Origin of the sequence: Sulfurimonas sediminis (assembly GCF_014905115.1) — a bacterium.
Taxonomy (GTDB): domain Bacteria; phylum Campylobacterota; class Campylobacteria; order Campylobacterales; family Sulfurimonadaceae; genus Sulfurimonas; species Sulfurimonas sediminis.
The window spans coordinates 71,634-81,817 of record NZ_CP041235.1 but is presented as its reverse complement, the minus strand read 5'-3'; the positions used below and the strand labels follow the sequence as shown (position 1 = coordinate 81,817).

20 protein-coding genes are annotated in these 10,184 nt (G+C 36.0%); 2 read left to right on the top strand and 18 right to left on the bottom strand.

The genetic code is table 11. The features are described 5' to 3' along the window. Positions 1 to 14 precede the first annotated feature (14 nt). The 6 genes from FJR45_RS00435 to FJR45_RS00415 form a co-directional block, all read right to left on the bottom strand. The gene (locus tag FJR45_RS00435; RefSeq protein WP_193150862.1) at positions 15 to 446 is read right to left on the bottom strand and encodes a methyltransferase family protein; all 432 of its coding nucleotides are present in this window, start codon (positions 444 to 446) and stop codon (positions 15 to 17) included. Further along, positions 447 to 1,214, bottom strand: a complete 768-nt coding sequence (locus FJR45_RS00430; RefSeq protein WP_193150861.1) for a metal ABC transporter permease — start codon at positions 1,212 to 1,214, stop codon at positions 447 to 449. It lies immediately after the preceding gene. Further along, entirely contained in the window at positions 1,205 to 2,080 is an 876-nt protein-coding gene (locus tag FJR45_RS00425; RefSeq protein WP_193150860.1) for a metal ABC transporter substrate-binding protein, read from the bottom strand. Before FJR45_RS00425 ends, FJR45_RS00430 begins: the two co-directional genes overlap by 10 nt. 9 nt (positions 2,081 to 2,089) lie before the next feature. After that, positions 2,090 to 2,572 (bottom strand): TonB-dependent receptor, encoded by a 483-nt coding sequence (locus tag FJR45_RS12340; RefSeq protein WP_226966440.1) that lies wholly within the window; start codon positions 2,570 to 2,572, stop codon positions 2,090 to 2,092. Between the two features lie 8 nt (positions 2,573 to 2,580). Next, entirely contained in the window at positions 2,581 to 3,357 is a 777-nt protein-coding gene (locus tag FJR45_RS12335; RefSeq protein ID WP_226966439.1) for a hypothetical protein, read from the bottom strand. A 304-nt stretch (positions 3,358 to 3,661) separates the two neighbouring features. Then, the gene (locus FJR45_RS00415; protein WP_193150859.1) at positions 3,662 to 3,937 is read right to left on the bottom strand and encodes a hypothetical protein; all 276 of its coding nucleotides are present in this window, start codon (positions 3,935 to 3,937) and stop codon (positions 3,662 to 3,664) included. 105 nt (positions 3,938 to 4,042) lie between these two features. On the opposite strand from FJR45_RS00415, the gene FJR45_RS00410 reads away from it, so the two are divergent. Then, complete coding sequence (locus tag FJR45_RS00410; protein WP_193150858.1) at positions 4,043 to 4,456, top strand: helix-turn-helix domain-containing protein; 414 nt, start codon at positions 4,043 to 4,045, stop codon at positions 4,454 to 4,456. Between the two features lie 102 nt (positions 4,457 to 4,558). Here the strand turns inward: FJR45_RS00410 and FJR45_RS00405 are convergent, their stop codons facing one another. The 8 genes from FJR45_RS00405 to FJR45_RS00370 form a co-directional block, all read right to left on the bottom strand. Beyond that, positions 4,559 to 4,798 (bottom strand): hypothetical protein, encoded by a 240-nt coding sequence (locus FJR45_RS00405; protein ID WP_193150857.1) that lies wholly within the window; start codon positions 4,796 to 4,798, stop codon positions 4,559 to 4,561. A 199-nt stretch (positions 4,799 to 4,997) separates the two neighbouring features. Continuing rightward, positions 4,998 to 5,858 (bottom strand): replication protein, encoded by an 861-nt coding sequence (locus FJR45_RS00400; RefSeq protein WP_193150856.1) that lies wholly within the window; start codon positions 5,856 to 5,858, stop codon positions 4,998 to 5,000. A 1-nt stretch (position 5,859) separates the two neighbouring features. Next, the gene (locus FJR45_RS00395) at positions 5,860 to 6,069 is read right to left on the bottom strand and encodes a hypothetical protein (protein WP_193150855.1); all 210 of its coding nucleotides are present in this window, start codon (positions 6,067 to 6,069) and stop codon (positions 5,860 to 5,862) included. Next, on the bottom strand, positions 6,066 to 6,419 hold the full coding sequence (locus tag FJR45_RS00390) for a hypothetical protein (RefSeq protein ID WP_193150854.1): 354 nt from the start codon (positions 6,417 to 6,419) through the stop codon (positions 6,066 to 6,068). The genes FJR45_RS00395 and FJR45_RS00390 overlap by 4 nt, the downstream gene beginning before the upstream one ends. Next, positions 6,412 to 6,618 carry a hypothetical protein gene (locus FJR45_RS00385; RefSeq protein ID WP_193150853.1) on the bottom strand — a complete coding sequence of 69 codons (207 nt, stop codon included), beginning with the start codon at positions 6,616 to 6,618 and terminating at the stop codon, positions 6,412 to 6,414. The genes FJR45_RS00390 and FJR45_RS00385 overlap by 8 nt, the downstream gene beginning before the upstream one ends. Next, positions 6,593 to 6,799, bottom strand: coding sequence for a hypothetical protein (locus tag FJR45_RS00380; RefSeq protein WP_193150852.1), 207 nt, complete (start codon positions 6,797 to 6,799; stop codon positions 6,593 to 6,595). Before FJR45_RS00380 ends, FJR45_RS00385 begins: the two co-directional genes overlap by 26 nt. Positions 6,800 to 6,892: 93 nt before the next feature. Further along, the gene (locus FJR45_RS00375) at positions 6,893 to 7,162 is read right to left on the bottom strand and encodes an SH3 beta-barrel fold-containing protein (protein ID WP_193150851.1); all 270 of its coding nucleotides are present in this window, start codon (positions 7,160 to 7,162) and stop codon (positions 6,893 to 6,895) included. Further along, positions 7,162 to 7,317 (bottom strand): hypothetical protein, encoded by a 156-nt coding sequence (locus FJR45_RS00370; protein ID WP_193150850.1) that lies wholly within the window; start codon positions 7,315 to 7,317, stop codon positions 7,162 to 7,164. Before FJR45_RS00370 ends, FJR45_RS00375 begins: the two co-directional genes overlap by 1 nt. 150 nt (positions 7,318 to 7,467) lie before the next feature. Here FJR45_RS00370 and FJR45_RS00365 point away from each other — a divergent pair, with 150 nt between their 5' ends. Then, on the top strand, positions 7,468 to 7,689 hold the full coding sequence (locus FJR45_RS00365) for an XRE family transcriptional regulator (protein WP_193150849.1): 222 nt from the start codon (positions 7,468 to 7,470) through the stop codon (positions 7,687 to 7,689). A 277-nt stretch (positions 7,690 to 7,966) separates the two neighbouring features. On the opposite strand, the gene FJR45_RS00360 is transcribed toward FJR45_RS00365, so the two are convergent. From FJR45_RS00360 to FJR45_RS00345, 4 genes are all read right to left on the bottom strand, one after another. Then, positions 7,967 to 8,533, bottom strand: coding sequence for a hypothetical protein (locus tag FJR45_RS00360; RefSeq protein ID WP_193150848.1), 567 nt, complete (start codon positions 8,531 to 8,533; stop codon positions 7,967 to 7,969). Between the two features lie 138 nt (positions 8,534 to 8,671). After that, complete coding sequence (locus FJR45_RS00355) at positions 8,672 to 9,046, bottom strand: VRR-NUC domain-containing protein (protein WP_193150847.1); 375 nt, start codon at positions 9,044 to 9,046, stop codon at positions 8,672 to 8,674. After that, a complete protein-coding gene (locus FJR45_RS00350) occupies positions 9,047 to 9,550 on the bottom strand; it encodes a hypothetical protein (protein WP_193150846.1) in 504 nt (167 codons plus the stop codon). Further along, positions 9,550 to 10,035 (bottom strand): siphovirus Gp157 family protein, encoded by a 486-nt coding sequence (locus FJR45_RS00345; RefSeq protein WP_193150845.1) that lies wholly within the window; start codon positions 10,033 to 10,035, stop codon positions 9,550 to 9,552. Before FJR45_RS00345 ends, FJR45_RS00350 begins: the two co-directional genes overlap by 1 nt. Positions 10,036 to 10,184: the final 149 nt, after the last annotated feature.

Sequence of the window (10,184 nt, the reverse complement as noted above, 5' to 3'; positions counted from 1 at the left end):
ACAGCAGCCTTTTTCTAAAAAACAAAAGGTATCAGTCTTTTTGTTTTTTGCATGTATGTGGCATAGGCAGGGTTATGGCACTGCCATAAACTCTCTTCATACAACAGCTTTACCAACAGAGTCACCAAAAGTAAACTGTAAAGTACAAATTCATAATATGTAAAATAAATGACAGTTACACCTAGCATACTCAGCAACACAGAGAGATACATCGGATGTCTTATATACGCATAAATACCCTTTGTCACCAGTTCGCAGTTCTCTTTGATGTCGGGACGAATATTGAAATTTCCCCGCTTGTGCTCTTTTACAGCCAACAGACCCGTAATAATCCCCAGCATCAAAATCATTAAACCGGCAGACAGATGTTTTGTCGGCGTCCCCAGTGGCAAAATCATTAAAAATATGATAAAAAACTGCAAACCGACTAATATTTTACTCTTCATCTACTCTCTTTTCATTTTTTTATCCCTCATTATACTGGAAATAATAACAAAAACAAGTGAAAACAAAACTGTGACAAAAATTATGGCATACCCCGTAGGCAAATCCAAATAATACGAACCAAGCAAAGCAAGGACAATGCTCAAAGAGCCAAACAAACAGGCAAAAACAAAAGGTTTTGTTTTCCTCTGCATAAGCCCTGCATAAGAAGGTGCAATCAGCAGCGCAAAAACAACCAAAACACCGGCAGACTGCACGGAAGAGGTCACAGTGAGCGCGAGCATCGTAAAAAACAGAAACTCTTTTTTCACACCTTGCATTCTCGGAAAGACAACAAACATAACAAACGAAACAGCACCGTAAAGCATAAGACTTTTATACAAATCTTCGCTTGAAGTAAAAAGAATATCTGCCGCACTCAGTTTGGAAAAGAGTTCCGTTCCCTCCGGACTTTGTGCCAGTATAAGCATAATCGAAGAGATGCCAAGCGCATACAAAAGCCCTATAAACGCCTCTATTTTTTGCACTTTTTTTGTCGCCCAGGTAATAACTACAGCCGCTAAAAGTGCAAAAAAGAGTGTCATAGCCGTTTGGTACTGCGCATCCATAAAAGCCACACTCAAAGCCATACCGATAGCCGCAATCTGCCCTATCGCCAGGTCGGTAAAAATAACCCCGCGTTTGATAATCTCCAATCCGAAGATGGAGTGAATAAATACCAAAGCAACAGCCAGCACAAAAGCCGGCCAAAGCAATTCGATTACTGACATACTTTCTTTGCTATGTTGTTATAAAATTCTTGGAGTGTTGTACTGCTATCCGCACCTAAGTCATGGGGGATTATAAGTACTTTCGCTCCTGTCTTGCTTGCGATGAATTTTGCAGTTTTTTTCTCATGATAGACATCTTGCAAAATCTTTTTCACACCGTTGTCTCTCATGATATTGATCAACTCCAAAGTGTGTTTTGAACTCGGAGCAATCCCGGGAAGCGGTTCAATCGTTCCATATATTTTATAGTTATATCGCTGTAAAAAGTAGTTAAAAAGCGGATGGTACTGTACCACTTTTTTATCTTTACATGTATGCATATTTGCATCAAACTTTTGTAAATAATCTTGCCAGCCATTTGTGAACTTTTTCAAATTTTTTTCATACTGCGCTGCATGCTGTGGATCAATTTGCGAAAGCTTTTGTGCTATGGCTTTTGCCATTGGCAGGACAGCATAAGGATCTGTTGTATAGTGGGGATTACCCTGCGCATGAACATCACCAAAGGCGCGTGAAACGGTTGTCGGTACATTTATCAAATGTACATAGTGAGACAGATCCAAAAAGCCTTTGGCTCCGTTTTGAATCTTGGCATTGTTTGCCGCACGCAAAAGCGGAGGCAGCCAGCCAAGCTCCAAACCTGCTCCGTTTATGATGAGCAGATCTGCCTGACGGAGCTTTGCAATAAGTGAAGGTTTCGGCACGATAAAATGCGGGTCATACTTTGAACTTCCAAGAACCGTTACATGTACCAAGTCTCCTCCTATTTTTTGCGCAATTGCACCGGCTGTTGTATAGGTTGTATCTATTTTGACTGTAGCAAACAAAAAGTTTGTGAGTAAAACTGTTAGTAGTATAGTTTTCATATTTTTCTCCTAATACGAGTGCGCACCATGCGCACCTGCTGCAAGATTGAGTGAAAGCATTACTTCACTGATGTTTTTTCTCTCACCGGCTATGATTTTTGTTCTGTCGTAAGTGTAAGAGAGACGTAGGCGTGACATCGGGAATGGTTTATACTCAAGTTCGGCTGTATACCTGTCCAAATTATCCGTGTCAATACCCGCATAAGAAGAGAGGTCTGTCTCATTTTTTGTAATCGCGTCATAACGCAAACCTGCTGAATAGTTGTTGTTATACTGATAAATCAGCTCACTGTAAAGCCCTGCCTGTTTGTCTGTTCCTGTGCCGACATCTTTGTTTCTGTAAAGATATTCGCTTTGCCAGACAACTGCGCTGTAGCTTCCCAACTGCTCACGTAGTGTCAAATCAACCCCATAAACATCGGTGGCATTTGCTGTTGTATTTTTCCCGTGGGCAATACTCACACCGCCAAGAATTGACAAATCATCGCCCACATCAACACTTATTTTATATAACCGACATAAAGATTATTTGCTTCGGTATCGCCAAAACTTTTCTCATTTGTTCCCTGCATCGCTTCTGCACCCGCCATAATATATGTATCTGTCGGAACGACCCATTGGAGTTGCACACCAGGGTCACTGATGCCATCGGGACCAAAAAGTGTTTCGTAGATAACAGGCTGTGCATCAAAATGCCAGGAGTGTTGGTGCTTTGCATTTATGCGTCCAAAATCACTTTTGAATTTTCCGGCTTTGACTCTCAGCCCATAAGGCAGAGATGTTGTCAGAATGTATGCCTCACCTATTTCAAACTCGTTTGGCTGCAGATGAAAATATGCATAGGCCTGAAAATAGGGATCAACTACAGAGTGCATGGCTATCTCTGCATAATTAAGGTTAAAGCCTCTGTTTTTGTTAAAAGGCAAAGGCGCCGGTGATATACCATCATCATTTATAAGACCCGGTATCTGAAAATTTTCATAATCACTGTTTTTTACATCCCGACTCACTGCCGACATATTTAAAATCAAAGCGATTTCTGGTAAATAGGCATTTTGAGAAAAAGAAGCAGAAGTATTTACAGCAGGTGTACTTGCCTGCATACTTTTTTGTTCTACTTGCATTTGTGCCTGCTTTTTACTCAAAACATCCAGTTTTGTTTCTAATTTTTGCATAATTGTTTTTTGTTCTTGTACCTGCTTTTTCAAGGCATCCAAATCTGCATCTGCAAATAAAGATGAACATAAAAGAGCAGACAGATATATAGTTCTTTTCATTATTGTCTCTCCAATATTTTAGTAGTAATTTTATGGTTTTTTTGAAATCCAAGCTTTAAAGTAGAAAACCCAAACTCCCGGAATCGGTACTTTAGTGCCGACTATTGCTATTTTCCTGCCACTCTCGCCCGCACTAAAGTACGGGTTCCTAAAAATATGTCGGAATCGGTACTTTCTATGCTAAAGCATGACTTAGAAAAACTAAATTTTTTTCTGCAGTGCCGACTGTTGCAACATTCCTGTCACTCTCAGCGTACATTGAAATACTGGTTCCGAAAAAACTGTTTAGATTAATGGTATTGAATTAGGAGATTTTTGGAGGGGCTCGTGCATAAAGAGTAGTGTAAATCTGCTTTACATGTAACAAGATTAATGGAGTGATGATAGATTCGCGTAATATCTCTAACTCTGTAAGATAATCCACGGCAACAGGGGTATCGGCATGTGACAGGCTTGACTGCACTGTACAGATTTTACAGTCATTATGCTGTTTTAAATCATTATGATGATGAAAAACACCCATAAAAGTTGCAATAATAAAGATAATACTGAGATATTTTTTGAAAAAATGAGTTATCATAATGAAATTTTATCATAATTATTAGTTGATTAAAAGAAATATTTTACACAGCTTTTACACTTCATTGTTATACTGTTGCTATTTTTAATATTAACAGGGGAGCTTATGAGTAAAAATGTTGTACTGGTATTTGAAGCAAATGATACAGATATAGTAGATATAGAAAACTATATAGCCTCCCGTGGTTATGAAATAAAAAAAATAGATAAAAAAACAAAAAAAACGGATAAAAATATTATTGAGTTTGGAACTGGCTACCATTTCAACCTCAAAACAAAAGAAACTTTTTATCAAAACCAAAAACTCAAACTGACCAAAAAAGAGAGTCTCTTTTTGAAACTTCTGCTCATAAATATGGGACAGGTAGTCACCTTTGAACAGGCCACAAACTATATATGGAACAAAGAAGAGCTGATAACGGAAAACAATTTGCGAACCTTGGTATGGCGACTGAGAAACAAACTAAAAACTGACCTTATCAAAAACAATCAGGGGATTGGTTATTATATAGAAGCTTAATGATTTCAGTATAAACAGATGGTGGACCAGCTAGGGATTACAACTATATGCTATTTACTTAATTATAGGAGATATTTAAAAAAACACTCCCTAAAACGCTCCCTAAAATCTTTTGCTTGAATTGCAAAATATCATTTTAAATAGTTCATAGCCATAAATTATAGGAAAAAATGCTAAAAGCATTGCCAATAAAGCGATACTTCCTGTAAGAGTTGCAAGCAATGGAGAGAGTGCCAAAAATATTAAAAAATCTGTGCTCATTATTTTTATATCTATTACCCAAATAAAAAAACCTACAAAGTAAGAAACTAATAAATAATTTCTCTCTATAAAATCAAGCATTATTTTACCTTTGCAAAATTGTAGCATATTTGTAAAAATTGATATATTTCTTTAATTTTTCTCATTTGTTGTTTACGTGACTAAGTAAAATATGCGATATTAATCATTTTAGAGTAGATAGAAGCCATTAAAAAGCTTTTTTAATACCTAAGCATAACTAAAAGCTTAAAAGGCTTTAAATCGCTTATATTGTTACTTTTCATAAATTACTTTTTTTTAAAAATATTTCAAGTTCTTTGAAATTGCTCATTTTTAGTGTTGCGTACTCATCTGTTTCTATCTGCTCTTTTGTGCCAATGCCGATAAAAATATAATCATCTCTATTAAAGCCTTCCGTTCTAAAGTACGGGTAAACCATAAGTACTTCTAAAAATTCCGAATTATAAATAATCGTTTCACCTTTGTAACGCTCCTCAAACTTTTTACACATCATAGACAAATACCACTCTTCTAAATCTTCTAACTGTTCATTTACACCTTTGTTGATTTTTCTTTTCACTGCTATTTTAAAAGCGTTTTTATTTTTAACATACTCTTGAACACTCACTAAATAATCTAAATAATTTTCTATATGTTTATTGATTTGATTTTCGTCTTCATCTCTAAAAATATCAGCAAGGGTTAAAGCTGTTTTGGAAAAATTAGTTTTTTTCGCCTTTATCTCTCTCTTCTTTTGTTTGATTGTATTTTGTATAGACACTTTCTGACCTACCCCTTGGTCACTTTCTGCCCTACCCTTAGACACTTTCTGACCTAGGGTATCAATGGCTTTTAAGTTGATAGAATATCTATTGTAAGACTTCCCGCCGTCCTTTTTTGTTTGTCCTAATACTCTGATAAGTTTAAGTTCTTTTAGCTCATTTATAGACTTTTTAACCTGCGTTTGACTTACACCGGTTTCTTTTACAAATTGAGAAATGCTAATGCCGTCACTCTTTTTGTTATATCCAAATGTTTTTCTTACGATAAGAAAATAGATTTTATATGTGCTGCCATTAACAAACCTCATTACATAAAAGCATTCATTAGGCACTTTTGTAAAGTTTTCTATCAGTTCCATATCACGCCCCTTGTATGTTGTAGTTTAAAAGATAAAGGGTGCCTTTCTTTGTCTCTGCAAATACTTTGATAAAGCCTTTCTCTAAAAGCTCATCAAGTGATTTCTTAACCTGCTTTTTGCTTAGCCCCGTTGCCTTTTTAAACTCTTTAAGCGTTATCGGTTTTGATAAATCGCATTTGTTAAACTCTATCTTGTCGTTATTTTGTATCATTTTTCCATGTCCTTTTTTCGTTTTATCGTTCCATAAACCGCTAACCTAAGCTCACGCACCTCTTTTGATAAGTCTCTGTTTTGTGCTGCCATACTTCCGTAACTTGTAGCAGTTGATACACCAGTTCTTATTATATCTTCCAGGGCGTTAATTCTACTCTCATACCATTGTGTGGCACTTGGAGACAAAAGAGCGTTTTTTAAATCTTGTAACGCTGTTCTGCACTCACGTAGCCATTTCTTTTCAAGTTCTAAGCCAATTTGTAGTCTTTTTATATTTTCTAAAAGGCTCTCTTTTTCTCTCTCATATTTTGCTAATTTCTTGTAAGCTTTTTTTAACTTTTTACCCATTTCGCACCCCTTTTTCGTGTGTAATATTATTAAGCTCATTTATTGCCAAATCTAAAACGCTCTCAATAGAGAAAAAAGCGTCTCTTATGTAATCCTCGTTCCATTCGCTGCTATTTTTTAACAAGTCCGTGAGAACTATCGCCCCTCTTATGTAAACTTTTGCCATATTTGCGTTATCTATTGCTTTTATATCTCTCATTTTTTCTCCCTGCATATTTAATTTTTTGTGCTATTTCGTAAATAGCATCACGGTATTTGTATTCCTCGTCCTCGTTCTCTCTTATAGGCTTGAATAAATCAAAGAAGTATCTATTATCAAGCTCTATGAGTGCCTCTGCTGTCTGCTGTGTGATGTCTATCGTTATGTTATATACTCCCATCTTTCAAACCTTTCAGATATTTTTTTAATATCATCAAATGTTAAAACACTTACTATCTTGTAGCCGTTACATGTAAATACTTTTATTTTCATCTTACACCACCTTATAAGTAACACCCGCAACTTTTAAAGCTGTGAGTGTAGATAGGTTAATCATTCTGTAACCACCTGCTACCATATCCCAAACAGTTATTAAGCTGTTCTTTACACTTGCCCCGTTCTTTCCCCCTTTTAGATTTTTGGCGACTCCTAATCGTGCTACCATTTTTCTAATGCTTCCATCTTTTTTGATGAACTCGCAACTAAAAATCTTGCCGTGAGTTGATTTAATAATCTCATCAACTTTGTATCTTGATACTTGCATTATGCTACCTCCTCTAAGTTGTAATTTGCTTCGATAAATTCCGATATTGCTTCCTCGATAGAGATACCAGCGTCAAGAGATAACCCGATAATCTCTAAAAGCTCCTCTTTGCTTACTTCATCTTTGATGTCGTTTAGTGTGAGTCGTGTTTTCATTTTTTTAAGCCTTTTTCTAATCATTTGATTAGTTATTATTTTAAAAGTATAATCTAATGATTATTAATAATAACTTAAAGTATAATTATTTGATTATATTTATGTGATTTATGTTATACTTTTGATTATAAAACATAAAAAAGGTGCATAATGAATAATGAAGAGTTTAAATCGTTACTAAAAAAAGCTTCACTTACTAAAAAATCGTTTAGTGAGCTTGTAGGTACATCAACGCAAGGCGTTAATAATTGGAGCAATAAAGATAGAGGTATTCCCTATTGGGTAAAATCCTGGCTAACCCTCTACATAGAAAACAAAGAGTGCAAAGAGTTAAAAGAGATTATTCGGGCTAATGTCTGTAAAGACGCTTGATATTATTTCTATTTGTTTATATTTTATGATATAATTTCAATCAAGCAGAATGATAACTCTCGGGTAGCTCCCGATTTAGCACTGTAAAGCTCGGCTTCTTTTTGAGGTCGGGCTTTTTTTTTGCCTAATTTTTTGGTAAATCGTGGGTAGTGTTGGGTGGGAGTGCTAAAATAAAGGAGTGTTATGCTTCTAAGGGTAATCATTCTGCTGTTACTTCTTGGTTATCTTACTAAGTTGTTTTAGCACATTGAGAGGGTAGCTCCCTCTCTTGTTGTACTCACTTCTTTGTAACACCGTAAAACTCTTCTATTGACTCATCAAGCATTAACCATTTTTGAAAAAACTCCACTGCTTCACTGGCAAGTACAAGGTAAGTATTTCCCGTATGTCCTTTTTCGCTTAGCTCTCTAAAGTAATCCGTTGCCATTTCGGAGATAAGCATATTTGAAGAGTTTATCTCTTTCAACTCCTGCTTAAACTCCTCTTGCGTCATATCCTCTAAGTCATCTAAGTTAAAATCATCAGCGTTGAGCGTTTTTACACTCTTAAAGCTCTCAATATTTGCTAAAAGTGTACTTTCAAGCTCATTTATCTTTTGTGATATTGCCAATTCTCGCCTTTTGGCTTCGTTCGCTTCTCGTTGTGCGTCACGGCTTGGGTCTTCCCAATCTTTTAATGCTTGCTTTACCTCATCTAACACATACCACTTTTTTGGAGAGGCTTCTTTTTGATGATAAGGGATAACTCCCTTTTGCACCAGTTGAGAAAAATAACTCTCTTTGCCTTTATAAACTCCTGCTTGTCTTAATCGTCTCACGCATTCCGCACCGCTTATCAATTTCATTTTTTTACTTCCTTTTTACATTTTTTTATATCTTTGTGTATAATCGCACTTCGTGCGCTTCATAACTCACAAATCTTTAGCAAGTTTTTAGGCTATAAACTACGCGGTTTCCGCGAGTACATAGCCCCGTATAGCTTCCTATGCTCCAAAGGACCCGCTCCCTTTTTTTAACCACTTTTCTATAATCTCTTTTGCTTCCGTCCAGGTATAACACACCGCAAAGCCATAGCAGTATTCAAGCCCGTCTCTAAACTGCTTTTGATTATCTGTGAGTTTATTCTTGCCTGCTTTCATCTCAATCCATAAGCCACAAAGCCCTTTACTTGGAATAGGCACAAATATATCCCATACACCACTAAGAACGCCCTCGCGCTTAAGATTAACCGCTGTTTTCATATCTCTCTTACCACCGTTTGGAATTGCAAAGATTTTTGAGTAGCGTTTATCTCTTGCTTGTTTTGTGCGTATCCATTCAAATAATGCTCTTTGATGTTGGCTTTCTATCTGTCGCATTTATTGCCTTTGTGTCGTTGGCTGTGTTTCAAGCTGTGTTTTAACAAACCAATTTATTATGCTGCCAAAGGCTACATCAATAGCACGCTTTAACGCTCTTGTTTCTGCTTTTGCTAGCATATTGTGCAAGCTGTACTTCATTCCGCTACTAAATTCATTCCGCTCTACAACACCCATACCCTCAATATCTCGCACAGTTTCGCCTATGTGTATGCTTAATACTCCTTTTACCTTTGCGTATGCTCCGCCGTCCAGGCTTAACACTTCATCACTTAATATCTTCCAACTGTAAGATATAGGCAAAGATGATAATATTTTTGTAAGTCCGTCTTTTGTCGGCTCATATCTGCCGTTTATCTTTACAAAGTCGTTATGACTTATCACATTACTTGCTTTTAGTTTTACCTGCTTTATCGTGTCGAAACTGTCGCTTTGTACTGGTAAGTTTATTTCTCCCGTGTTTGGATCAAGTTCTATTATCTCGTTGCTTGTTGAGGTTTGCATTATCTAATCCTTAGTGTTTCATTTTCCACAATAGTTACGCCTGGTATCTCTTTGCCTGCTTCAATCGCTTCTTTTAAAGCTTTTTTATTTGTCTTATATTCAATTTGGATATATTCATCAGGTAATGAAGATAATTTAACCTCATCACTAACTTGTAAACTTTTAGAAGTAGCAAAGTAAAAAGTAGCCTTTGCAGTCTTTAACTTTGGTATCCCAACTTTTTGTAAGGTCCACATCAAAAGAGATTTTAAATTTTCTGCATTTTTTTCAATGCTCTTTTTTCTCTCTTGTAGTCTCTTTATCTCACTTGTAAGATAATCACTATCACTTTTTAGCTTTGCTAATACAACTCTCACACTATCTGCTTTCACTTCTAAATCTTCGTTGAGTTCATTGTAAAGCTTTGTTATTGTCTCGATGTCGTCTGTATCACTTGCCATTTCATAAATGGCTTGAAATTCACTGGCTATATCTATCAATTTCATTGTATTTTTTCCTTATTTTTTCTTTCTCTTGCTAATGCTATTTTTTGAAAAATAAATCTCAAAATTTGCATTTTCTTTTTGTAAAAAATCACTCACAATCAAGTGAAAAAACACCCATTTTTTAGCGTTCAGTTTTTAACCCTCTTTAA